We start from the raw sequence: 26,176 nt of genomic DNA, 5'->3' as shown, positions 1-26,176 counted from the left end.
TTTATAGCATAGATATTACACTTATGGTATAGCTCTTCTTGGTATTGAAAAATTAAAAAATCCTTCTTTATGTCAGCATGGATTATAGGACGCAAGTACAAAAACACTATATGCTTTCTCATACTAAAAGTTTAAGGAGAAAGCGTAAGGAAATTACAAATTATTTATCATTTTACTGACTTTAAGTGGTTGCAAATTACAATATGCAACATTCCTTGTAAGCTTTGAAGCCCTAATTATCAATCAGAATAAGTACATTTATTTACTAAATGGATTTGAAATAAGGTGAAGGTAAAGAATCATAGCATGCATAAGAATGTAATTGGATTTGGAGCTATCTATTTATAAATAAAATCTATTTTTTGTATGAAATTTATGATTACTTTTATAAAATAATCAAAACAGGTTGCTTATACTTGTCTATTTATCTGCTCTTTAACGGTATTTTTTAATTGGTAAAGATGTAATATTTTAAATATATAATATGAGAGATTTTATCCGATACTACAGAATTAAGTTATTATTTTTTGTCACTTTTTTGATTCCTGGGCTTTGTCGTGCAGAGGAGGAACCTAAAGTATCTCCCAGCGCGCAGGAACTTGCAGACAAACTTGCAAATCCGGTTGCCAGCCTTATCAGTGTTCCGCTTCAGAATAACCTAACCTATGGAATCGGTCCCTATAATGGTTCAAAATATCAAATAAATATTCAGCCTGTAATTCCATTTAAATTAAATGATAATTTAAATTTAATTACCCGTTACATTCTGCCTGTGGTAGACCAGCAGGAAGTCACAGGAGAAAATAACCATGAGTTTGGTTTAAGCGATGCGACAGTTACCGCATTTTTTGCTCCTAAAACCAAAGGAATTATTTTAGGATTGGGCCCCGCTTTTTTGGTTCCAACAGCGACTGACAAATTCCTTGGCTTTGATTCCAATTGTTGGGCATCAAGAAATTAGACCGAATTGGGGATTACGAGCAGTCTTATCTTTTGTATTTCCTGGCTCATAATAATAGTTTAATTTTTAATCATAATAAGATAAATGTATGAAATCAAAAATTTTATCACTTGTAATTATTGCGTTTTTAACTGCCTGCACTAATTCCAAAAACAAAAATGAAACGGTAACTGAAACCAAAATTTCGCAAGCTGCATCTCAGGTCAAAATGGATGGCGAACTTCCCTCCAAAGAGTCTCTTCCATTACTGTTTGACGAAATGGATTTCCAGCAGGCGACTCAATGTTATCTATGGGGACTTCCCCTGATATCTTCTGCCGAGTGGCAGCAGATCCAATACGATACGTTTAAGGCGACAAGCAACGATCTTATTTTTTATAATTCCTATAATGACCGATTGGGCATTCTGACTGGCAATGCAACGACGCCCTACATAATATCATTTATCGACCTTGCTAAAAATGGACCCACCGTAATCGAGATGCCAGCCGGACATACTGCCGGGGGATTAGGTGATGCCTGGCAGAGGGAACAGGCTGTAATAGGAGAAATGGGACCAGATAAAGGAAAAGGCGGAAAATATATTTTAGTGCCTCCAACCATGAAAGATTTTAAGCCGGCGGGGTATTTTATTGTTCCATGTACAACGGTAAATATGTTTTTTGGTTTCAGGGCTTTGGATCCCGATCCAAAGACAACGGAAACTTTGGTCAAACAGGTAAAAATATATCCGTATGCTGAGCGCACCAATCCGACACCAACTAGGGTTATCTCGCCGCCTGCGGGCAAAAAATGGTATGGAATCCAGCCGACCGGAATTGTATACTGGCAGCGCCTGCATGCCGTTTTGCAAAATGAGCCGGTCGAGGACCGAGATCGTTTTTTTATGGCGTGGCTCAAGAATTTGGGAATTGAAAAAGGAAAGCCGTTTAATCCTGATGAACGTCAGAGGAAAATTTTAATTTCCGCTGCCCAAAAAGGTCAGCAGATGGCTATGGCCAATTCATTTGCAAAACGTTTTAAAGATGTAAAGCACTGGCCGGACAAAAAATGGGATTACGTAATGGTTATGAAAGACCCTTCACAGCGAGCGGATAACTATGATGAGTTTTTTGAACGCACCTCTTACTTTTATGAGGCTATTACGTATTCCAAAGCAATGATTACCAAAATTCCAAATGTTGGACAGGCTTATCTGGGTTCTTATTTTGACAGCACGGGAAACTGGCTTGATGGTGGAAAAAATTATACTTTAAATATCCCGGCAAACCCACCTGCAATTAACTTCTGGTCGATAACAGTGTATGATATTGCAACGAGATGCCTCATAGACAATGCTCAAAAAAATGCGGATTTATCCTCCCGCAAGGACTTACTCAAAAATGCTGACGGTTCTGTCGATTTATATTTTGGACCGAAAGCTCCGGCAGGCAAAGAGAAAAACTGGGTGCAGACTCTGCCGGGAAAACATTGGTTTACCTATATGCGGTTTTATGGGCCGACTGAATCTTATTTTGATAAAAGCTGGAAAATGGATGATATAAAAGAAGTGAAATAATAATTCTAAATTTTTAAAGAGATAATATGAAAAAAATTTTTATTACTGTTATAGTTTTTTGCTTCATACTTTCCTGCAAAAAACAAGAAAAAATTGAAAGTGAAACAATAAAGGATATTGCGATTACAAAATCAGCTGATTCGGCACGGGCAATTGCAAAAGAAGCATGGATTTATGCTTTTCCTATGGCTATGAATTATAGAACGATGCATTTATATGCATTAGATAAAACCTATCCTGATTATGCGGGAGGTTTCAACAAGTTTAAACACTATGATAAAATTTTTACAGCCGCAGATACAGCGGTTGTGACTCCAAACAATGATACTCCTTATTCATGGGCCATTCTTGATTTGACAGATGAACCTGTAATTTTGGAAGTGCCTGAAGTAAAAAACAGGTATTATTCTTTTCAGTTTATTGATTTATATACATTTAATTTTGCATATGTAGGAAGCCGCGCTACTGGAGACAAAGCCGGAATGTATCTAATTACAGGCCCTAATTGGAAGGGGGATAAGCCAAATAATATCGATACAGTAATTCAATCAGAAACAAATCTGGTAACCTTATTGGGCAGAACTGAATTGAAAATGTCAGCGGGAGATATTGAAAATGTAAAAAAAATACAGACCGAATATAAACTGATTCCCTTTCATGAATTTACAAAAAGAACTGCACCAGAACATATAAATTATCCGCTGCCATTACCTTTATTCAAACAGTCTGATCTGGGTTCTGCAGCATTTATAGGATTAGCCAGTAATTTGCTCCAGTATACTTCAGTAAATAAGGAAGAAACGGAATTAAGATCAAAATTTGCAAAAATTGGAATTGTTCCCGGAAAAAAGTTTGATCCTAAAAATTATTCTTCAGAAGTATTGAAAGCCATAAATGAAGGTGTCGGGCAGGCGGAGAAAGAATTGAAGGAAGGTACCGATAAGTTGGAAAATGCAACTGATTTATTTGGAACACGTGAAATGATAAATGATGATTATAACAAAAGGGCTTTAGGTGCGGCCGCAGGTTTGTTTGGAAACACAAAAGATGAAGCTGTTTACATTGGAACCAGATCTGATAAAGACAATAATTTTATGTCCGGGAAAAATAAATATATTATTCGGTTTCCAAAAGGACAAACACCGCCGGATAAATATTTTTGGAGTATCACATTATACGAACTGCCAAGCCGTTATTTGGTAAAAAATACAATAAATCGATATTCTATAGGGGATAGGACAACGGGTTTAAAATATGAGCCGAATGGTGACCTTATAATTTATATTCAACATGAAGCCCCAAAAGGAAAAGAATCCAATTGGCTTCCAGCCCCAAAAGGCGCCTTTTATTATCTGATCAGAATTTATGGTCCCGAAGAATCAATACTTAAGGGAGCTTGGAAGGCGCCTCAGCCGGAACTTGTCAAATAAAAACGATCGATTCGGGGCCGTATAGAATTATCTGAACAGTATAACTCAATATATTCAATAACTTTAAATCGCGCCAGCTCTCTCCAGCTGGCGCTTTTTGATTATGGTAATAAGATCAAAATGAACATTTTTTTGATCACATTTCGTTATACCTCGAAATCATCTTCCTTTTTTACATACCCCTGTACCTGGCACTGGGAGGTTCTCTCTACATTTTCAGAATGAACTTGAATAATTGATTTTTATTAATGTTATTTCTAAACTCGGGAAGAAATTCCTTTTTACAGTCTTAACTTTTACAAAGAAGTAAAATGATCGTTTTTTATAAATTTCGGATCGTTTTTAATAACAATCCTTTGGCAGTATTGTTCTAATTTGGCTCTTTTAAAATACTTATAAAGTGATCATTGTTAAACTTAAAAAAGAAAGGACTTGAATATTACAAAAATCTTGAAATTCCATCAATATATTTTTTGTCTCTTAATCCCATAAGAACATGATTAATTCCATTTTTCAAATAAAGGTCACATGCTATAACTGAGAACTCTCTTTTATCATTAATGTCCAATATTTTTTCATGAACTAACCCTTGTTTAAATTTTTTAAGTCGATCATTATTATATTGCTTAGAAAATAAAACCCAATATTCTCTTAATTCCCTGATCATTGTTATTATTTCATAATTATTTAATTCAATTTGAGAAAGAAATGGTATTAAATAATAATTTATGGCTTTGTCAATTGCTTCGGTATTTGCGATAACTTTTCTATTATCAATGAAGAACTTTATTGGAAGAAATACATCTAAAGATGAGTTTTCTCCAAGAATATTTAATCTCTCTATAATCTTTAATAAAAATAAATCAAAAAGTTCTTCTTCTTTTTTTTCAATACTAATTATATTAAAATCATCATTGTATTCAGCAAGTCTCAACACTTTTCCTTCAAAAGTTGTATTAATTGGTCTGTTTGATATTATTGTAATATCTTGCTCTTGGCATAAATCTATTAACGACTTTTCATTAAGTAAATTATTGGAAGCTTCATTTTCTACAAGATTGTAAGGGAATTGTAAAAATTTAAAAGAGGGAAAATTATTTTTAAATTCAAATATCTTGTTAAGGTTTATTCCTTTAGAGTTGTTTTTAGTTATATTGTTTGAACTAATACCGTAATATCTTAATTTCCCTTCGGTAACTAAATCTTCTAAGAGTCTGAATGTCTCAATAATGTCATCGTTGATGTTCTCCTGATATATGTTATCAACATCAAAATAATGTTCGGGATTATGAATTAAAAAACAATCTATGTAATCTGTGTTTAATTTCTTTAATGATTCATGAAATTTAAATTTAATGAATTCTTTGTCAATTGAGAAAAGAAAAGAATCTGTAATTTTTACTAATTTTTTAACATTTAAGTCTTTTATTTTGTCAATATCATCACCTTGTATATAACCAGCTTTCGTTACTATAAATACATTTTCCCTTTGAGAGTTTTCCATGCAATTACCCACTAATTTTTCTGAATTCCCATTTTGATAATTAGAGGCGGTATCAATTAAATTGATTCCTTTTTCTAGGGCATAATTAAAAGCATTTTTATGCTCCGAGTTTTCAATCGACATTCTATAAGTGCCAATTCCTATTTTTGATAAATTTTTTATATTAATCATATTTTGTATATATTTACTTCCAAAAATATTAAAATGTTTCTAATTAAAGAACGAAAATTCCCTTTTTATCAGCAATATGACCGAACAGATTGCGGTCCAACTTGCTTACGAATTTTAGCAAAATATTATGGTAAAATATATTCCTCTGAGTACCTGAGAGATATATGTGGAATAACTACTGAAGGAGTATCTGTTTTGGGAATTACAGATGCTGCTGAAACTCTTGGATTCAAAACATTAGTTGCTACTGTTAATTACGAAACACTTGAAAAACAAGCACCTTTACCATGCATAGTTCATTGGAGGCAAAGACATTTTGTAATTGTTTATAAAATTAAGAACAATAAGGTATATGTATCTGATCCTGATCACGGCTTGTTAATCTATGGAAAAGAAAAATTTATTGAAGGTTGGCAAAATACTAAATATTTAAACAATTCTGATGAAGGGTTAGTAATTTTATTAGAAACCACACCTTCCTTTTACGAAGAAAGGGAGGATCTAAATAGAAAAGCAGGTTTCAAATCTCTTATACCTTATATTAAACCGTATAAAAAGTATATTATTCAGCTTTTTATTGGTTTATTTATTGGTAGTATAATTCAAATCATATTTCCATTCCTTACTCAAGCTATTATAGATAAAGGTGTAAATTATAAAAATATAAATTTTGTCGTTTTAGTTTTAATAGCGCAGTTAACACTTTTTCTCTCACAGTCTGTTATCAATATTATCAGAAGTTGGCTTTTACTTTATATTGGAGCTAGAATAAATTTAACTATAGCTTCCGAATTTATAATAAAATTAATGAAACTACCAGTTTCATTTTTTGATTCTAAAATTACTGGAGACATACTTCAAAGAGTTCAGGATTCAGAAAGATTGGAAAGATTTTTAACAACCTCTCCAAATACATTTTTTTCCATGCTTAATATGATTATTTTTATGTTAATTTTATTAGGATATAACTTTACAATTTTCCTGATTTTTTTAGGAGGGGCGTTATTTTATGTAGCGTGGATTAATTTTTTCATGAAAAAAAGAGCTGAATTAGATTATAGAAGATTCGATGAATCAGCCGGTAATTCTAGTAGTCTAATTCAAATAGTAAATGGTATAAGAGAAATTAAGATTAATGGCTCTGAGAAGAAAAGAAGATGGGGCTGGGAAGAAATGAGGATTAAATTGTATAAAATATCAATTGAATCATTAAAACTATCGCAGATTCAGTCTATTGGAGCAAATTCAATTAATGAAATAAAAAATATATTAATTTCTTTTGTGGCTGCATATTCAGTAATTAAAGGAGATATGACTTTGGGTATGATGGTTGCTGTTCAGTATATAATTGGACAGCTAAATGCTCCTTTAATGACATTATTTCAATTTTTTATCGACGCTCAAGATGCAAAAATAAGTCTTCAAAGAATGAATGAAATAAACGATATAAAAGATGAGTATTCAGATTCGGAATTTCAGAATGAAGTCCCTTTGAATCATGATATATATTTGAAAAATCTCTATTTTCAGTATGGAGGAAGGAAATCAAAAATGATCTTAGAGGATATAAATTTGCACATTCCTAAAGGTAAGACAACGGCTATCGTTGGCGAAAGTGGAAGCGGTAAAACTACTTTACTAAAAGTGTTGTTAAAATTGTACACTCCCACTGAAGGAGATATAAGCGTAGGGAAAATAAATCTTAAAAATATAGATACTAAGAAGTGGAGGAGTTCTTGTGGGGTAGTAATGCAAGATGGATACATCTTTACAGATACAATAGCAAAAAATATTACAGAATCAAATACTGAAGGAATAATAAATAAGGAGGACCTAATTAAATCTGTGAAGATGGCAAATCTTGAAGAAATGATTGAGTCATTACCTTCTGGTTATAATACAAGAATTGGTCCTTCAGGAACAAGTGGTGTAAATTTGAGTGGTGGTCAAATGCAGAGGATGCTAATAGCTAGAGCAGTATACAAAAATCCTAATTTCCTTTTTTTCGATGAGGCTACAAGTTCATTAGATGCAAATAATGAAAAAATAATTATGAACAATCTAAATACCTTTTTTGAAGGAAAAACTGCGATCGTAATTGCTCATAGACTAAGCACTGTTAAAAATGCAGATAATATCATTGTTATGGAAAAAGGCAAGATAATAGAAGAAGGGAATCACGAAAGTTTAGTAAAAAAACAAGGAGCTTATTTTAGATTAGTTAAAAATCAATTAGAATTATCAAATTAAGAAAATGAAAAAGAAAATTGATTTATTAAATGAGCAAAGCGAATATTCTAAAGAGATACTAGAGAAAACGCCTTCCTGGATTATTTCTTGGGGTAATACTGTTTTTTTTATAATAATTTTTATTTTGCTAGTATTAACATGGATCATTAAATACCCAGATATAGTAGTTTCTGAAGTTGAAATTACTTCTCAAAATCCTCCTATAAATATTGTTAGTAGAAGTAGCGGAAAGCTGAAAGAACTGTATTTTACAGATGGTCAATTTGTTAAAAAAGGTCAATGGATTGCTGTTATAGAAAATTCGGCAAACACTAAGGATGTTAAAAAAATTGATTCCTTGCTTAATTTGCCTTTTGAAGATTTAATAGTCCGGATTCCGCAAAAATTAGAACTAGGTGAAAATCAATTGTATTTTAATAATTTGATAAAATTTATAAGCCAATATAAGTTTTACAAAACTTATAATCCGCAATTGGTTGGTATTAAGTCGAATAAAGAGCGAATTAATAAAGTTAATAATATTCAATCAGATTATCATTATCAAAAAGAGATAGCGAAAAAGGAATATGAATTTAAGAAAAATGATTATTTAAGGTATTCAGAATTATTCCAAAAGGGAGTCATTTCCAAGAGTGATTTTGAAAAAATGCAAATTGAATTATTACAAGCAGAAAACAGATATAAAAGCTTTGGTACAAATATATCCAATCTTGAAAGTGATAAAAGCTTAATTAAAAAAGATAATGCACAATTAATTTTAGAGAAAGAAAATCAAAATGTCGATCATATAACCAATATTAGTACGGCGATTCAAGAGTTAAAGTCTCAGATTCTAAATTGGAAAAACAAATATTTATTTGAATCACCAGCTGATGGAAATATAAACTTCTTTGAAGTATGGAAAACAAATCAGTTTGTAAAAAATGAACAAGTCCTTTTTACTTTAGTACAGTCGGAAAAAGGAATTTATTTTGCTCGAGGGAAGATGCCGACACTTGGTTCTGGTAAAGTGAAAAAAGGCCAAGAAGTAATAATAAAGTTGGTAAACTATCCCTCGGAAGAATATGGTTACTTGCAAGGGAAAATCGATAAAATTACGACTGTTGCAAATGCTAATTATTACTTTATAAACATATCGTTAAATGATGGCTTAATTACTAATCAGCATAAAAAAATTAAACCAAACAACTTAGTAGGCCAAGCTGAAATTATTACTGAAGATTTAAGATTAATTGAACGATTTGTATACATTTTGACTAAAGATTTAAAACAATAATTATGGATTTTTTTTATAATGATTTTGATATATGTTTAACTAAAACTATCGATTCTCTTAAATTATTACTTTACAAGAGGCATAGTGATATCTTTGAAAGACTAGATTTTGATGATGATGATATTTACCAAGATCCACTTCTTTTTGCGTACGTAACTCAAAAGGATGATAAGTGGCTAGATTACCTTATTTACGGATATGAGAAAAATCCAAAGAAAAAAATAGAGGTATTTACAAATAAGAAGGGTATTATTTATATTTCTAAAATTGGATATTTTATAACGAATCTGATTAGTTGTGAGTTAATATTAGAAAATAAAAATGGTAGATTCATATTATTTGATAGCAGCGGTAATAGTGTCAATTTTAATTTCGAACCAATTTTTTATTTGGCAGAACAAATTGAATTAATAAAAACGCATCACCCACTTCTGGAATGTATGTTTGTTAATAATGATGGTGAAATTGTAGATGTTGAAATTAATAATATAGCGGAGAAGCATATTGACCATTTTAATAATGCTCTTGCAGTAATTAAAAAACACTACTTTGACTACTTTACTTTGTTAAGAAAGAATGTGAAAAAAGTATTGATGTATCATGGAGAGCCATATTCTTTTGCATCCATTCAAGGTCATAATATGATTTTTTTAAATGTTAGTAATGAGGATGATGAGATATTCTTTTTAGATCACATTTTACACGAGGGTTCTCATGTAGTTTTTAACACATTAACTTATGATACTAAAATAGATCTATTCACTATACCATTTAAAAGCCCTATTTCGGATTTTACAAAAAATCCGCAAGATCATGGAGAAGTATACGGTCGATTTCACGGTATGTTTACACAATCAAATATTAATATTTGTTTTGAAACTTGTATCGAAAACAACATCTTTAACACGAGACAGCATCATGAATTAATGGGGCGATTCTCAAGTAACATGAAAAGATTCAACGCTTCGGTCGAAAAATTTAATTTACCACTTTTGTATAAAGAGGAAGGGGTAAAATGGTATACTTTTTTTAAAAATAGATGTGCTGAATTAACAAAAAGAAATCGCGAAACGATTTATTCATTAGATGTCTCAAATCAGCCTTATGTTTTTTCCTATGAAATATTTAATAAAACAAACTCATGAAAATAACCTATCTAATTTTTCTGTTTTCATTTACTCTTAGCGCACAAGTTACAGATGAATTATATCCTCAACAAGTTGGAGATATAGAATTTGATCAAAAACTTGATGATCAAAATTTTAAAATATGTGATGTTAAGCAAACTGCACAATATTATAATTTTTCTAAGGGATTTCAATATAAAGGTGAAAAATATGAGATCTTAAAAAAATTTAAAGAAAATTATAATCCAAAGATTGTAACAACCGGAGGTGGATCTGGATACATTACTATTCGTTTTTTAATTAATTGCGAAGGTAAAACAGGTTTGTTTAGGGTTCAGGAAATGGATATGAATTATATGCCAACTAAGTTTGACGAAGATAATATTAAGCAATTATTAGCTATTACCAAATCTCTTGATGGATGGTTAATTGGGGAATATGATGGAAAAAAATACGATTACTATCAATACCTGACTTTTAAATTAAATAATTATAAACTCCTTGAAATTTTACCATGAGCCTTTTAAAATTTATTTTAGTATTATTTCCTGCCTTAGTTTTTTGTCAACCAAATTGTAGCGTTTATAAGGATTCCCTTTGTGAAAAAGCTTGTAAAATTGCAGTCAATGCAGAACAATATCAGGGTCATAAATATTCGCAGATGGACTTTGATAAAGCAATAAAATTGTGCCCCAATTTTGATTACGCTTATAGAGAAAAATCAGTTCCATACTTGAAAAGGGGAGATTTTATTACATGGAAAAAAATAATCGATAAAGCTGTTGAAATTAACCCTAATGATAATTTGGGTTATAGAGGTTGGTGCAAGTATCAGTTTCTAAGAGATTATCGTGGTGCCTTGACAGATCTAGAAGCGCTTGAGAAAATTAATAAATACAATATAGGATATTCGCAAAATGGTGATTATCATTTAAAGATAGTAATTGCGTTATGTTATAAATCACTCGGAAATAGGAAAAAAGCTATTTCTCTAATTAAAACACAATTGTCGATTAAGGATTATACACCCCAAAATTATGATTTTCTGCATTTAGGAGTTCTTTATCTAGAAACAGGTGATGTTAAAGAGGCTATTAAATCTTTAAAAAAGGAACTTACAATAGATGATTATTTAGCGGAAACTTATTATTATTTAGCACTCGCGTACAAAAAGGAAAACAATTTAAGTTTGTTTAAAGAAAATCTTTTCAAAGCTCAAGATTTTTATAAGAAAGGATATGTTATGAAAGACAATTATACTCATCCCCTTGATAAAATTTACTTGCCACAAATAGAAAATTTATTAAAATAGTTTATTACAATGAATGATTATAAAATAGTACAAAGCTTCTGGACAAAACCTTTTTTGCACTCCATTGAAAAAAAGAAAGCAAAAGGAGGATCTTGGTTAAACAACGAAATGTTTTTAATTTCAAACTGCCTTAGTGTATTGAAACTTAAAGAATTTTATTCAAATGTAGAACTTGTTACTGATGATTTGGGTGCGAAAATTTTGATAGATGACTTAGGATTGCCGTATGATAAAGTCAATACCAGTTTAAATGAGATCAATAATTATAGACCTGAATTGTGGGCTGTTGGTAAAATAAAAGCATATGCGATTCAAGACGAACCTTTTTTACATATCGATAATGATATTTTTATATGGAAAGAATTTGAAGAAGAATTACTATCTAAAGCATTAATTTGTCAGAATTTTGAAAATAACGTAGAGTATTATGCGCTAGTTACTGAGGAAATTCAAAAGAATAATTTTGAATTGCCAGTTGAAATGAAAAATTATGTTGAAGCAAAGGCAACCTTGAATAATTTTGAAGGTATTAATGCAGGAATTATTGGAGGATGCGATATTGATTTTTTTAAAATGTATACAAGAAAAGCATTTGAAATTATTGATAAAAATTATAGTAAATTAGATTTACTTCCTCATTTAACTCCATTTAATGTGTTTTTTGAACAAGCTTTGTTTTATAGTTTGTCTATTGAAAAAAATATGCCTATTGAACCATATATTAACCTGCCTATTAGTAAAACTTTTAGTGAACTTGTTAAAATACATGATATTCCAAGAACTAGTTATATTCATCCCGTTTCCACATGGAAAAAGTCATTGAATATGAACGAGTTTATATATATGACTTTTAAAGAAAATTATCCTGAATATTATGAAAAAGTAAAAAAAACACTTAGAAATAACCAATATGAATTATTTTAAAGAGACGAAAGCAGTTTTAGAGAGAGATTATAAGATTGACGCAGAAAATTTTGATAGAACAAAATTATTGGAAGAAATCACTAAAATAAACACAGAGGTGTTATTTACAAAATTTGAAATGGATGATTATATTTATAATTATCACCTAAATATTGATTACGATAATTTATACAAAGATAGAGTAAAAAACTATTTGGTTATCCAAGAGCATAATAACGAAAAGAGGACACAAATACTTAATTGTGAATTCAGAATAAACAATCAAGGTTTACTCTTTTATATAGATACTGTAGATAAGAAAGTAATTTATGATACTTTTCAAACTACTCATGATATGGACAAATTAGTAGTGTCTTACATTAGTTTTTCATTTAACAAAGATTGGGGCTATTTTAATTTTATTTTAAGTAATTATGACTTAATACTGGTTGATCTTGTGAAAAACAAATCTAATTTTTATGGATATCAATTAAGAGATTCTTTAAAAGAGATTGTTCCACATGATAATGAAGATGAGATAAATGATTTTACCATCGATTTATTAGTTAATTATACGCTAAGAAGTAATGCATTAAATATTTGTTAATTAAAAAAATAAGTATTTACTTTATCAAATTATTAATTTAATACGAAAAAGTGTATGTTAGATTTGAAAAATTTTCAAGCAGCAGTAAAAGAAGGACAAAAGTTGTCTTTAGAGCAATTTAAAAGTATTGCACTTCAAGAACAAGATCAAGTTGACTTGGAGAAATTAACTGGAGGAATTTTAGGTGCTTGTCACTGGGAAAAAATCCCTGGAGGTTATCAATATAGCTGGTAGTATTCTGCCCTGATAGCTTAAGTTAAATTAATAGGGAAGTTGATTCAAACTTTCCTATTTTTTTTCCAAATTATTTACAAATTAAATTTATTTAAAATGATTAACTCTGATTGGAATTTCTCAGGTGAAATTGTAGAAAAATTCGATAGCCATATTTTGAAATCTGTCCCAATGTATAAAGAAGGACATGATTTAGTTTGTCGTTTATCTGATTTTTTTCTTTCAAATGAGTCGATATGCTATGAAATAGGATGCAGTACTGGTTCTCTAATATTAAATTTAGCCGAACATAACAAAAAAAAGAAGATAAAATTTATTGGAGTAGAAATAGAACAAGATATGGTTGACTATGCCAATAAAAAGGTTGTGGAATATGATAATATTGATATTGTATGTGATAATATTCTTAATATGAATCTTGACAAAGCAGACATGATAATCTCTTATTATACAATCCAGTTTATTAAACCTAGAGAGCGTCAATTAATTTTTGATAAAATTTATGAGTCTCTTAATTGGGGCGGTGCTTTTATACTATTTGAAAAGGTTCGCGGAACAGATGCTCGTTTTCAGGATATCTTTACAGCCTTGTATAATGACTATAAATTAGAGCAAGGTTTTTCTAAGGAGGATATTTTTGATAAAACAAGGAGCTTGAAAGGAGTATTAGAACCATTCTCTACTCAGGGAAACTTAGACTTACTCCAAAGGGCTGGTTTTAAAGATGTTGTCAGTATAATGAAATATGTTTGTTTTGAAGGTTTTTTAGCAATTAAGTAATTTTTTTATGGTATTTAGTACAGATTTTATAGTGATTGATGGAGTTAAAATTTATATCCAAGATGTAAATAAGTATTTAGCTGAGTCGTATTTACTTCTTTATAATAGTAACAAAAGTAATGAATATAAGCTTTTGCATTTTAGTAAATATGAAGGTGAAAGACAGCAGTATGTAAATAAACTTCTGGAAGCGTACTTGTGTAATTATAATAATATTAATGAAATACTTGGGGGGATAAAAGAGTATATTACAGTTGATGATATATTAAAATTAAATTTGAATAGAAACGATAATTTTCAAATCACATTAAAAGATTTTTGGTATTTAAAAAGAGATTGGAGTTATCTGCAAGAGGGAGAGCAACAAATTAAAATAATTGTGGAATCTATAAAAAAAGAGCTAACAAATTATAGTTTAACGAACTCTTTATTTTTAGGATGTGGTGCAGGTAGATTGGTTGTAGAATTTTATGATTTGTTTGATAAAATTTATGCAACTGATAAATCTTTTTCAATGCTTTGGCATATTAATAAATTACTGACATCTGGAACTTATGAGTTTTATAATCCTAATCACAAGAATGTTTTTAGAATAGAAGATGTTGCCAGGAAATATAGCGCATTCATTAATGAAACAAATAGAATAAAAATTATTGAAAAAATTGATTTTTTTGTATCTGACGTTTTGAACCTGCCGTTTAAAGATAACTCTTTAGATAGTATATTTTCTATTTATTTCACCGATGTGATTGCTCTTAAACTGTGGTTTCCTAAAATTAATAGTATTTTAAAATCTAAAGGCTTATTTATACATTTCGGACCTTTAGATTACTTCTTCTCAGATGAAATTGAAATGTTAACTGCAGAAGAGTTCCGTATGTTTTTTGAAAAAAATAATTATAAAACAATAGTAGACAAAGTAGTTGAAACTCCTCACTTAAAAGATGATAGTTCAATTTCATATCAGGTTTATAGAAATTGGTTATTTATAGCTGAGAAACAAAAGTAGGAATTCCAACTTATATGAGGTATTTAGTAATTAAATGGAAACACTTGCAAATTTAAGTTATTTTTATAGCTTTGAGAATGTTAATAATTTAAATAAATAATTTATGTTAAATTTAAAAAATTTAAGAAGTGTGATAAAAGACAATCAAAAAATGTCTTTGGAGCAATTTAAGAGTATTGCTATTAATGAGCAAGATCAAATGGACTTAGAAAAATTAACAGGAGGAATATTGGGAGCTTGCCATACTCAGCCTGGATGGGAATCGTATTATTAGATTCTAAGATTTTTAATTTGGCATGCCAGCTAATTAAATATTTAGAATAAGTATAATCTGTCTTTTTGTCTATTTTTTAAGAGAAAATACTTGCAATAATCGAATTTATTTGTAGATTTGTAATAATTAATAATCAAAATAATACAATTATGTTAGATTTAAAAAATTTAAAGAATGTTGTAAAAGACAATCAAAAAATGTCACTTGAACAGTTTAAAAGTATCGCTGTTAATGAACAAGATCAAATGGATTTAGAAAAATTAACCGGAGGGATTTTAGGAGCGTGTCATTACACAACTACTCCTTATACTCCAGATTATATCAGATTTAGAGCAAATTAATCCTGTTTAAAATTATTAGAAAGCACAAAGTTTTATTCTCATCTGGAATAAAATTTTGTGCTATTTTTTTATTCCTTAATATTGATTTTACGGCTAAAAAAAATCTTCGTCATGTTGGAGAATTCGAAAATAAATAAAAAAAATTAAGCATTATTTTCTAATATATTGTGTTGCTTTGTCATTAATATATTTTATAAGTTTATGAGGAGCGAATATCATACTTGTCCCAAGTGTAAGGCGAGTATAAAAATTAAACTCAATAGATGGGCTGGAAAAACTATTTGTCCTAAATGTACAGAGAAGTTATATGTGTTTTATGAGTTGATTGATTATAAAAATATTAAAATTGATTTGCATGAACTTCTCGAAAATGACAACAATATTTTTGATAGTAGTTTTCTGGATTATTTTGAAAGCGAGTTGTAAATAATTCAGGTACATAAAAAATAATAAATAATAAAAAAGCGATCAATAATGATCGCTTTTTTTGTGGCATTTCAATCTGAAATTGCTGCCAGAGAGTTCTCTAAACTTGCACAAAAGTATAATGTTTTGTTTCAGTATGCAAATGCATTTTGAGGTGTTTCAAATCTGCAATTTGGTTATCTGTTTCTCTAATTTATAATAGGTCAATATTTTTCTGCCTTTGCTTTTCACAAAGTAGTAAAATGGATCGTTTTTTATAAATTTTGGATCGTTTTTTAGAACAATCCTTTTGCCGTATTGTTCTAATTTGGCTCTTTTAAAAATGCTTGTAGAGTGATGGTTGTTAATGATTAAGTTGTTGAATATTAATCTGTTTGATTTGTTCAAGTATGATTTTTAATTATGGACCACTAAAAGATAAAAAGGAAAAATATGAAAACATCAGTATCTTTTAAAAACATTGTAGTTGATATAATTTGCCTGCTTTTTGTTTTGCTATTTGTATATGCCGCGACCAGTAAATTATTTGATTTTGAAAATTTTAAAATACAATTAGGTCAATCCCCATTACTTAGCGCTGTAGCCAACTGGACTTCCATAACTGTGCCTGTTTTAGAAATTATTATAGCAGCTTCATTACTTCTAAGACATGTTAGGTTAGTTGGTCTTTACGCTAGTTATCTGCTCATGATAATGTTTACAGCCTACATTTATATTATTCTGAATTATAGTGCTTTTGTGCCATGTTCGTGTGGTGGAATACTGGAGAAAATGACATGGGGAGAACATCTGGTTTTTAATATCTGCTTTATCATATTAGCTATAATAGGTATTTTATTTATCCCCGTAAAAGGCAATGTAAATAATCAATAAACCTGGAAATCATGAGATATAAATTAAAAATTATCCTGCTGTTGATTTGCACTGTCCTGGGGGTTGGGATTATGATTTTGTTCTTTACTCTCTCGGAGCATATGATTCATTATAAAAATAAGTTTATAAGAAGATTTCCACAGCATGTTGCGCAGGAAATACATCAGGCAGACTTGAGGTTTAATTCCTACTATTTTGCAGGGAGCAATAATGGTAAAATATATCTCGGTAATTACACGGCACCATTGCAGATAATGGAGTTTGATTCCACATTAAAGAGTAGAAAAATTCATCACATAAAATTAAAGCAGCAACGCCTTGAATTTCGCTCACCGCAAATAAGAATACTAGAACAGAACTTCTATGTTTTTGAAGGCATCGTTCCTTATATATTCAAAGGTAATACTAAGACCTGGACGGCTTCTTTACGAATAAATAGCGGTTATTATTTTTCGCACTTAGAACCGATAGACTCCGTGAACATGGTTATTCGCTATATGAAACCAAAAAGAGGGGAAAGCCTAATGGGAACTTTAAATTTATCTGATACCACAAAAGTAAAATATGCGCCATTGCTCTTGCAAAAACAGTTTGACGGAATATTCGATACAGACGGAAGTTTCCATTTTAACAGCCAGTTAAATAAAGTAGTTTATGTCTATCTCTATCGGAACCAATACATTGTTTCTGAACCGGATCTTACTTTAGATTACAGAGGCAATACTATTGATACTGTAAGCCGTGCTCAGATTAAATTAGCAAAGCTTAAAAATAGTAATATGAAAACTTTTTCTAAACCGCCGCTCGTTGTCAATAAACTCAGTGCTGTGGAAGGTAATTTATTGTATGTCAATTCCTCTTTACCGGGTTTGTATGAACCCGAAGAAATTTGGAAGAGAGCAAGTATTATAGATGTGTACGATCTGACAAACAATACCTATCGTTCGAGTTTTCCAATTTATAATATTGGTCAAAAAAAATTAAGAGCGATGTATGTGGCAAATAATTATCTGTATGCTTTAATTGATGAAAAAATAGTATGCTACAAACTCCGGGGATACTTAATGCAAAGTAAACCTGTAAAAAAATAAACGAAAATCAAAAATGATTAAAAATGTATCGCGCGATTCCAGGGGTAAGATCGAAAACCTGTAAAAAAGAGTAGGTCATAATGATTTAATATTTTTTATTATGAGAAGAAATTTTTTAAAAGGAATCATGATGCCGGCGGCAATTGTGGTTCTAGGTGTGGGTGGTGCTTTTGTCACTACCTCAATGAGCAGTACAAAAGCACTCGCTAATGTACAAGGCTACAGATACGTTTCACAAGCTGATCCGTGTCACGCTCAACAGCAATGTAGTACAGTTTTTAATGCTAACATTTGTACATCAGGCGGTACTCAATTGTACGGTAAGGCGAATCCAAATGTCAATGTTTGTGATGTGCCTTTGTACAAAATCCCCTGAGTAAATCAAGTTAGTTATTAAAAAATTAACCTTAAAATGCAATGCAGTTCCAGCTATATGCCCGAACTGCATTGTTCTTTATTTCGCTTTTAATGAGCTTCAAACCAATCCGGTTTTTTTTCTCCTTTCAAATAATATCCAAACCACTCTGAAATTTTGTGTGTTAAATCAATTTGATTCGCGCGTCCTTGTATAGTGTGATTTTCTTTTGGATAAAGCAGCATAATATGCTCTTTTTTTAGCCGTCTGAGTGCGAGATAAAACTCCATAGTCTGAGCCGGATTTACAGTTGTATCTTCCGCTCCTGTATAGGATAATAATGGAGTATTCACATTTGATGCAAAAAAGATAGGTGAGTTTTTACGATACCCTTGAAAATCTTCAAATAGTGTTTTTTTCATGCGAAACTGTTGGTATTCATAACGCCAGCTGTTCATGTTTTTATATCCCCAATTTACTGACAAATAACCGCTAGTCAAATCCGATATGCCCGAACCGGCTACGGCAGCTGCAAACAAATTTGTTTGAGTGATGATGAAAAAGGCTTCATATGCGCCAAAAGAATGTCCAATCAATCCAATTTTAGCTTTATCAATTGACGCCGTTTCTATGACACTGTGAGTAGCGGAAATTACGCAATCCGCAGCAGAAAGTCCCGGACTTCCTATTTCATATATAATATCGGGCAATAAGACAAAATAATCATGGCTTGTATAATATGTCACATTAAATGCAGAACCATTAAGTAAGCTTGGATTGACATAAGTATGAAGTGCTTTTGTCTGCTTTTGATATATGTTTACAATCATTGGATATTGCCGACCAGGATCATAGTCAAAAGGATAAAACAATACGCCTTTTAATATTGCTCCTTTAGAATTTTTATACTCTATAAGCTCCGATTTGCCCCAGCTGTAATAGTCATGTTGCGCATTGCTTTTATGAACGACTTTTGCCGGGGCATTCCTTTTTTTGATGATGAGCACCGGAGACTCATTATAATCTTCCTGCACATACATATAAGAATTCGAAATTTTTGCCTTAAATATAGAACTGATTAATTTTGGCTCGTATATTATGGATTGTAAGTGTTGCTTGTTATCTAAGTTAAAATATCCAGATTTGCTATTGTCTATTGCCTGTGCTTTGAGTATTAAATCAGAATAAATATCGATCACTTTACCTTTAAATATAACATGATCTATATTTCCTTTATCAGTATCGGCTAACCTGAAAATCTGTTTCTTTTCTCTGCCAAAAGTTAGTTTTTTAGCCAAAGTCCCATTAGATTTAAATTGCCAGATATCAAACTGGTCATAAAGCAATACGGATTCATCATTTGCAGTGAATCCAATATAACCGTACGGATTTGGTTCTTCGGGTTCATCATTGGAATCATCATAAAAAGAAACAGGCGTGTCTAAGGTCATATTGGTATGGATACCTGTTGAAATAGAGTATATCCACCAATTACCCTCCTTAAAATAAAGAATGTATTTGCCGGAAGGAGAAAAATATAATTTTCCAAAGGTGCCGGGCTGTTGGTGTAAAAACACTGTTTTTGCACCCGTTTTAAAATCTAAAAGATAGTAATCTTTATCGGCTTCCTGTTTAAAGGTGGGCTTATTAGTGTCTGGATTATATACAAGGGCAAATTGTTGGGTTCCACCCAGTATGGCGACCGAATGCTCGTCATTTTCAATTTCTGAAAAATTATTGTTTTCGGGTCTCCAGCAGACAAGCCTAGGATTATCTTGGGTGCTTCCATAATTGTCTCGTGATGCAAATAGTTCTTTGTCAGTAGCATTCCAAACCTGTACATCTAAATCATTCCTAAATTGATTTTGATTCGGTTTTTTCTTAATCCTGAAAAATACCCGCTCTCCATCATCTGAAATCCCCAGCGCGGAAGTATAATTGGCATCCAGTATCATGTCTTTTTTCCAGACTTTTTCAATTGTTGTATCATATTGAAAAAGCTGTTTGTCTTCAATTTTGTAAAACAAAACGATATCGGCTGTAAATGGTTTTGCCATAACTAAACGACTAACAAAGGCAATCGAGTTTCCTTCTGCCTGCCAGATTATATTCTCATATTGTCTCTTCCTATTTTGTACTACTGGAGTTTTGGTTATTTCTTTTTCAAATTTAAGAAGATCAACTGTGTTTTTATTTGATTGCGAAGTGCAATATCCTAGTATGTTTCCTTTGGGATTCATGCTGTAGGAAGTAACATTGTCAATGTTCTCAATTATATTTCCATCAAGATTTCTAATTACAATTTTCGTTTTGCCTTCCGCTTCGTTGCAATGCAGGATTATATACTTACCATTATTTGAAAACGAAAAGGCTTCTACATTCTCTGTGTACTGAATTTTATCTGTTTTTAAATTAATAACTTGAAACAGATTATCAGCTGTTATACATCCAAACCATGATGTATCACCTATAAATTTTCCATCGCGCCCTTTTGCGAAAGCAACAGTCTTTTCATTATTCGTATTTTTAATAAAAAGAGTATCGAGTCCCGATTCGTACATAAGTGAATAACTAACCCAAGTCCCCTGATCTGAAATACTCTCAGCTTTAAGTGTACTCCATAAATGATAGTCTGCCTGGGTAAGCTGTCTTGTTTTTTTAACCTGCCCTATTACCGGGCAGGTCATCAAAAACAAAATAAAACTAATCCAAATTATTCTGCTGTTGTAAATAATTGTGCGCATCAGTACCCTGCATTTTGAGGTTTTAAATTCCCATTGAGATTCAGTTCTACTTCGGGAATCGGAAATAAAGCATCATGGGTATCCCAGCCGGTTTTTACGGCTGTTAAAACAGACTGAATTTTGTTAAAGCGTTTTAAATCGAAAAAACGATGCCCAAATTCGGTAAATAATTCCAATTGTCTTTCCCGAAGAATGGCATCGAGAATTTCTGTTTGTGAAGTGGCCTCTGTATCCGGAAGTCCGGCAGAACTTCTTATTTTGTTCAGGTCTTCTTTAGCTCCAATTAAATCACCTGTATGCGCGCGCGCTTCAGCCCTGATAAGATACATTTCGGCAAGACGAAAGATGATCGAATACTCCCTTGATGAGTCAGTATCGGAATATTTGTACTTAAAAGGATGATACCAAATACCAGAACCATCCGAAACGGCTTTTATCCAATGTGTTTTTCGCAGGTCATTGTCAGTAAAGACCGAGACGAAATCATCGGTAAGCGCCGATAAAGGAGGCGGCGTGCTGGTAAAATTAAACGTAACACTTTCTAAAGTGTTCCCACCGCTAAAGCCGGGAGCTAACTGCCAAATAGTTCCTGTACTTTCTTTAAGGAAAATTTTATCAAGATCCTCTTCATCAATATACACTCCTGTATTATTCAATACTGCCGATGCTTCATTAGAAGCTTCATCCCAAAGTCCGGCATAGAGATCCACTCTTGCCAGTAATGCATGAGCAGTATATTTATTAGGACGAATTCGGTCTTCTGAAATGTAATTTTCAGGTAAAAGCTGTACTGCCAGTTCTAAATCGATCTTAGTAGTTGCATAGACAGTATTGACTGACACTTTCTGGGCATGTCGGTTTTGCTCATAATTTGTGGTAGTGATATAAGGAACAGCCCCAAATAAATTGGTGAGATAAAAATGCAGTAATGCTCTTATGAAAAGCGCTTCCCCTTTTAGTTGATTTTTGTCAGCAGTGGCTAAAGAGGCGGATGCCTGTACGCCTTCTATAACTGCATTGGCAGCATAAATCTGATTGTAACTGCTGTCCCATAGTCCTTTTACATCGACATTGGATGCAATCAGGGAATTGTTGTAAAAGGGAACAGCGCCATTTTGCGGGTCCCCGTAAAATTTCAGCTCATCAGTATAATTTCCCAGTAAAAAGGATAATCCTGATGCTGAACCTGTGAGCAGTCCCGCATCTCTGATTTTTGAATAGATATCGGTCATGGCCGCATTGGCTGTCGCTTTTTCTTCAAAGACAGCATTGGCTGTAAGCTGTGAATTCGGCAGATCAACTTCTACAAAATCATCACAGGCATTTATCATTAGAACAAACAGCAATAGGGGGAATTTCCAAAAAGCTGAATTCCAGATTCCAGTGCTGGAATTCCCCGTGTGCAAATTATTTATGTTTAAATTTTTCATGTTTTCTATTTTAAATTAAAAACTAAACTGGATTCCCGCCGAAAGGACTCGAAGCGGAGGCAGATAACCTGAAGATTTAAATTCAGGATCGGCTCCTTTGTATTTGGTGAAAGTCAGTACATTCTGCCCTTCAAAAAACACCCTGCATTGCAAGTCTTTTAGAGGTAATTCATATGAAATTGAAATGTTTTTCAGCCTAATGTAAGAAGCATCGCTGATTGCCCCATCACTTTCAAAATATTTGTAGTAGGCATCCACTGCGGCGCTGTTGGTACCGTCGGTGTAGATTGGATAAGGTTTGCTGTCACCTGCCTTTTGCCAACGCTCCAGTGCAGCTACAGGCTGATTGCTACCCGAACCCGGTACTCCAAAATAAATAGACTGGTTATAATTGATTTGTTTTACAAATTGGAATAAAAAATCTAATTGCCAGCGTTTGTATTTGAGCGTGTTTTGCAATCCGCCATAATACTCGGGACTAAAATCTTTTATCGTTTTTTTATCTTCTGTAGCCGTTAGCTGTCCATCGCCATTGTCGTCTTCAAAAGTGTAAAAGCCTGTCTGTTTGTCCACGTCTGTAAAATGATAGACTTTCTGAATGTTGAGTGATTCACCAATTACATATTGATTTGCATAGGTAGAACTCTCTAAATTGGGAAATTCCAAGAGTTTATTTTTGGCTATGGTCAAATTAAAATTGGTACTCCAATTAAAATCTTTTCTTTGAATGTTCACTGTACGCAGGGTCAGCTCTGTTCCCCTGTTCTGCACTGTAGCATCCAAATTGGCTTGTAAAGTCGGGAAGCCCGTTATACCCGGCAGTGGTATTCCTGTGAGCTGATTGGAAGATTTATTACTGTACCAGGCAGCGGTTATAAATATGCGGTCATTAAAAAAACCGGTTTCAAGTGCTACTTCAAATTTCCTGTTGGTTTCCCATCCAAAATTAGGGTTGAACAGTCTTGTTGGCTGTAGTCCAATTGTACCTCCGTAATTAATTCCGGTGGAAGCATAGGTGTCCATATATTGGTAATCGCCAATTTGGTCATTTCCGGTAAGTCCATAGCTTGTTCTTAGTTTTCCAAAACTTAAAACAGTACTGTTTTTAAATATATTTTCTTTGGAGAACAACCATGCGGCCCCAACTGCACCGAAAGTTGCAAACTGATCCGCAGGGCCAAAACGGCTTGATCCGTCTCTTCGTCCTGTAAGATTGATTATGTATTTTTCCTGCCAGTTATAGTTAACCCGTCCAAAAAATGCTTGGTACTTGTACTGGGTTTCATCACTGACCATCGTGAAAATATTTGATGCAGAGGCAAGATTATAAATCAGACTGTTGCTGGGAAATCCAGAAGCGTATTGTACCAGTTGATTGCTTTGCTGGGATTGGAAAGTACCTCCAACCAAAATATCAATTTTTCCCTGTCCAATGGTTTTGTACCAATTCAGCTGGGGTTCTATGATCCATGAGCTGCGATCAGCACCGCTTACAATAAGCGTGGAAAATTCAGGACCCAGCCCAAAGGCAGGATTGTATCTTGTAGAAGGGTTGGCTGTGGTTTCGGAATTACCAAGTGCAGTATATCCAAAACTTGATTTCAGCTCTAACTTATCTGTTAATTTATAGGATAACATTGCATTTGCAATCAAGTCATTTGTGTCGGCTTTATATTTTCCTTCGAGATTTCTAAGCGGATTATTGAACGTATTATTTTCCCAATTCAGGGTGCCGTCCGGGTTATAAAGCGCCGGAGCATTAGGTGACATATTCACGGCTTCACGCATTAAATCCATCCGGGGCTGGTTATTGTTTTGCATTGTATAACCAACCGAGATGCTCGTTCTGAATTTTTTGTTTTCAGATTCATGATTGACGTTGAGGTGCAGATTCGCTTTTTTATAATGAAAGTCGCCCGGAAAAACAGTGGTCTGTTTATTAAAATTACCGCTTAATAAAAATTGTGTCTGCTCTGAACCTCCTGAAAGGGATGTTTGGATATCGGTAATAAGAGCGGTACCGCCAAGCAGTTCTTTTTGCCAGTCTGTATATCGGCTTTGATCCCATGTCCCGTTTACATCATAGGCATAATCAGGGGGAGAAATTCCATCATTGGCAAAAGCTTCTCTTCGCATTTCCAGATATTGCTGTGTGTTCATAAGATCCATAAAGCGTGTTACGGTACCTGTTCCTGTGGAAAGCTTGGCAGAAAATTTAGTTTTTCCTGATTTGCCTTTTTTGGTGGTGACCAGTACTACTCCGTTGGCTCCGCGAGATCCGTAAATTGCCGTGGCATCTGCATCTTTCAATACTTCTATACTTTCGATTTGATCGGGATTGATACTATTCAGTGGGTTTGGCTGTGTGGGCAGTACTGCCGAATTAATTCCAGTGCCGATAGGATCGGAAGAATAGGGAACACCATCGATAATATAAAGTGGATTGTTTCCACTCAGGCGTAAACTATTCTGTCCCCGTATTTGAATGTCAAATCCTCCTCCCGGTACACCTGTGGTCTGAACAATATTTACCCCTGCCATTCTTCCCTGCATTGTTGCCAGTACATTACTCACGGGTTGCTTCTCAATATCTTTGGATGTTATTTTGGCAATGCTTCCTGTGCGCTCACTTTCTTTAACCGAATAATAGCCTGCATTAACTTTTACTTCTTGTAAGGTTGTCGTATCGAATTGTAATTGAATATCTACTGTTTTTCGATTATTAATTGGGACCAAGACGGTTTTAAATCCGATAAATGATACAACTAAAGTATCATAAGGAGATGCTAAAAGAGCATATTGTCCACTATAATCCGATACAATGGAAGTGTTCAATTTGTTTTTTATGGCAATAGTTACACCCGGCAGAGGATTGATGCCATCAGTGATAGTTCCCTGTATTTTATATTGTTGGAAAATTTTGGAGATATGCCGAAAAGAATTTTTAGCATATAGTGATGAAAAAGTCAGGAAGAAGCCAAGAAAAAATAGGCAATAAAAAGCTTTTCCATCCTTGTAAAATGAAAAATTATTCATAATATTGGATTGGTTAATTTATACATTAGTTCGATTAGCTATGATCCTCTATACTAGTTTTCCAGACGAAGTAGAGGATCATTTTTTATGTATTAAGCAACGGCTTAATAGGCATAATAAATAGTTTTTATCTCAATAAATTTTGTTTTAATAGGTTAAACTTAGGATTTGCAAATGCTTCACTGATAATTGTACGTCGGCATAGAATAGTAAAATGGAGTTATAAAAAAAAGCATGGAACTCAACTTACTGCCTTTGAGGTACTGGTATACCCAGGAACAATAAGTGAGCCCACGCCTCAGACGTGAGCATCATACTTATTATCTCGTTCCTAATTAAAAATTACCAGTTTTCAAAAGCGAGATTCTAAGCGAATGCTTCAAATGTTTTCATGAAGAATCGCAATAATAAATTACAAACTTGTAATAATGAGACAAATATATTAAAATTTATCGGTACGCCAAAACGTACCGATAAATAATTT

General features: G+C 32.5%; 22 protein-coding genes. 18 read left to right on the top strand and 4 right to left on the bottom strand.

What is annotated here, in order from left to right; genetic code table 11:
- The first annotated feature begins 484 nt into the window (after window positions 1-484).
- The 3 genes from JC605_RS18855 (at window position 485) to JC605_RS18845 (ending at window position 3,949) form a co-directional block, all read left to right on the top strand.
- Window positions 485-961, top strand: a complete 477-nt coding sequence (locus tag JC605_RS18855; protein WP_233074168.1) for a hypothetical protein — start codon at window positions 485-487, stop codon at window positions 959-961.
- 88 nt (window positions 962-1,049) lie between these two features.
- Window positions 1,050-2,519, top strand: a complete 1,470-nt coding sequence (locus JC605_RS18850) for a DUF1254 domain-containing protein (protein WP_198857676.1) — start codon at window positions 1,050-1,052, stop codon at window positions 2,517-2,519.
- A gap of 26 nt (window positions 2,520-2,545) precedes the next feature.
- Window positions 2,546-3,949 (top strand): DUF1254 domain-containing protein, encoded by a 1,404-nt coding sequence (locus JC605_RS18845; RefSeq protein ID WP_198857675.1) that lies wholly within the window; start codon window positions 2,546-2,548, stop codon window positions 3,947-3,949.
- A 439-nt stretch (window positions 3,950-4,388) separates the two neighbouring features.
- On the opposite strand, the gene JC605_RS18840 is transcribed toward JC605_RS18845, so the two are convergent.
- Window positions 4,389-5,624, bottom strand: a complete 1,236-nt coding sequence (locus tag JC605_RS18840; protein ID WP_198857674.1) for an aldo/keto reductase — start codon at window positions 5,622-5,624, stop codon at window positions 4,389-4,391.
- Window positions 5,625-5,657: 33 nt separating this feature from the next.
- Here JC605_RS18840 and JC605_RS18835 point away from each other — a divergent pair, with 33 nt between their 5' ends.
- The 15 genes from JC605_RS18835 (at window position 5,658) to JC605_RS18765 (ending at window position 18,503) form a co-directional block, all read left to right on the top strand.
- The gene (locus tag JC605_RS18835) at window positions 5,658-7,874 is read left to right on the top strand and encodes a peptidase domain-containing ABC transporter (protein WP_198857673.1); all 2,217 of its coding nucleotides are present in this window, start codon (window positions 5,658-5,660) and stop codon (window positions 7,872-7,874) included.
- Between the two features lie 4 nt (window positions 7,875-7,878).
- Window positions 7,879-9,150, top strand: coding sequence for an HlyD family secretion protein (locus tag JC605_RS18830; protein WP_198857672.1), 1,272 nt, complete (start codon window positions 7,879-7,881; stop codon window positions 9,148-9,150).
- Window positions 9,151-9,152: 2 nt separating this feature from the next.
- Window positions 9,153-10,295, top strand: a complete 1,143-nt coding sequence (locus JC605_RS18825) for a hypothetical protein (protein WP_198857671.1) — start codon at window positions 9,153-9,155, stop codon at window positions 10,293-10,295.
- Window positions 10,292-10,795 (top strand): hypothetical protein, encoded by a 504-nt coding sequence (locus tag JC605_RS18820; RefSeq protein ID WP_198857670.1) that lies wholly within the window; start codon window positions 10,292-10,294, stop codon window positions 10,793-10,795. Before JC605_RS18825 ends, JC605_RS18820 begins: the two co-directional genes overlap by 4 nt.
- A complete protein-coding gene (locus JC605_RS18815) occupies window positions 10,792-11,589 on the top strand; it encodes a lipopolysaccharide assembly protein LapB (protein ID WP_198857669.1) in 798 nt (265 codons plus the stop codon). The genes JC605_RS18820 and JC605_RS18815 overlap by 4 nt, the downstream gene beginning before the upstream one ends.
- A gap of 9 nt (window positions 11,590-11,598) precedes the next feature.
- Window positions 11,599-12,513 (top strand): DUF6734 family protein, encoded by a 915-nt coding sequence (locus JC605_RS18810; RefSeq protein ID WP_198857668.1) that lies wholly within the window; start codon window positions 11,599-11,601, stop codon window positions 12,511-12,513.
- A complete protein-coding gene (locus tag JC605_RS18805) occupies window positions 12,500-13,099 on the top strand; it encodes a hypothetical protein (protein ID WP_198857667.1) in 600 nt (199 codons plus the stop codon). Before JC605_RS18810 ends, JC605_RS18805 begins: the two co-directional genes overlap by 14 nt.
- Before the next feature lie 63 nt (window positions 13,100-13,162).
- Entirely contained in the window at window positions 13,163-13,333 is a 171-nt protein-coding gene (locus JC605_RS18800; RefSeq protein WP_198857666.1) for a hypothetical protein, read from the top strand.
- A 96-nt stretch (window positions 13,334-13,429) separates the two neighbouring features.
- Window positions 13,430-14,113, top strand: coding sequence for a methyltransferase domain-containing protein (locus JC605_RS18795; RefSeq protein ID WP_198857665.1), 684 nt, complete (start codon window positions 13,430-13,432; stop codon window positions 14,111-14,113).
- A 7-nt stretch (window positions 14,114-14,120) separates the two neighbouring features.
- Window positions 14,121-15,122 (top strand): methyltransferase domain-containing protein, encoded by a 1,002-nt coding sequence (locus JC605_RS18790; protein WP_198857664.1) that lies wholly within the window; start codon window positions 14,121-14,123, stop codon window positions 15,120-15,122.
- A 103-nt stretch (window positions 15,123-15,225) separates the two neighbouring features.
- On the top strand, window positions 15,226-15,396 hold the full coding sequence (locus JC605_RS18785; RefSeq protein ID WP_233074167.1) for a hypothetical protein: 171 nt from the start codon (window positions 15,226-15,228) through the stop codon (window positions 15,394-15,396).
- A 149-nt stretch (window positions 15,397-15,545) separates the two neighbouring features.
- Window positions 15,546-15,737, top strand: coding sequence for a hypothetical protein (locus tag JC605_RS18780; RefSeq protein ID WP_198857662.1), 192 nt, complete (start codon window positions 15,546-15,548; stop codon window positions 15,735-15,737).
- Between the two features lie 858 nt (window positions 15,738-16,595).
- The gene (locus JC605_RS18775; protein ID WP_198857661.1) at window positions 16,596-17,036 is read left to right on the top strand and encodes a MauE/DoxX family redox-associated membrane protein; all 441 of its coding nucleotides are present in this window, start codon (window positions 16,596-16,598) and stop codon (window positions 17,034-17,036) included.
- A gap of 11 nt (window positions 17,037-17,047) precedes the next feature.
- Window positions 17,048-18,127, top strand: coding sequence for a hypothetical protein (locus JC605_RS18770; protein ID WP_198857660.1), 1,080 nt, complete (start codon window positions 17,048-17,050; stop codon window positions 18,125-18,127).
- Window positions 18,128-18,227: 100 nt separating this feature from the next.
- Window positions 18,228-18,503: a DUF6520 family protein gene (locus tag JC605_RS18765; protein ID WP_198857659.1), complete on the top strand. Its 276-nt coding sequence runs from the start codon at window positions 18,228-18,230 to the stop codon at window positions 18,501-18,503.
- 89 nt (window positions 18,504-18,592) lie between these two features.
- Here the strand turns inward: JC605_RS18765 and JC605_RS18760 are convergent, their stop codons facing one another.
- From JC605_RS18760 to JC605_RS18750, 3 genes are read right to left on the bottom strand one after another with little or no spacing between them, the layout of a single operon-like run.
- On the bottom strand, window positions 18,593-21,226 hold the full coding sequence (locus JC605_RS18760; RefSeq protein ID WP_198857658.1) for a S9 family peptidase: 2,634 nt from the start codon (window positions 21,224-21,226) through the stop codon (window positions 18,593-18,595).
- The gene (locus JC605_RS18755) at window positions 21,226-22,656 is read right to left on the bottom strand and encodes a RagB/SusD family nutrient uptake outer membrane protein (RefSeq protein WP_198857657.1); all 1,431 of its coding nucleotides are present in this window, start codon (window positions 22,654-22,656) and stop codon (window positions 21,226-21,228) included. The genes JC605_RS18760 and JC605_RS18755 overlap by 1 nt, the downstream gene beginning before the upstream one ends.
- A gap of 15 nt (window positions 22,657-22,671) precedes the next feature.
- A complete protein-coding gene (locus JC605_RS18750; protein WP_198857656.1) occupies window positions 22,672-25,692 on the bottom strand; it encodes a SusC/RagA family TonB-linked outer membrane protein in 3,021 nt (1,006 codons plus the stop codon).
- Window positions 25,693-26,176: the final 484 nt, after the last annotated feature.

The organism is Flavobacterium sp. IB48 (assembly GCF_016405855.1).
GTDB lineage: Bacteria > Bacteroidota > Bacteroidia > Flavobacteriales > Flavobacteriaceae > Flavobacterium > Flavobacterium ginsengisoli.
Note: the sequence above shows the minus strand (reverse complement) of the source record. Positions and strands in the feature narration are given on the sequence as shown.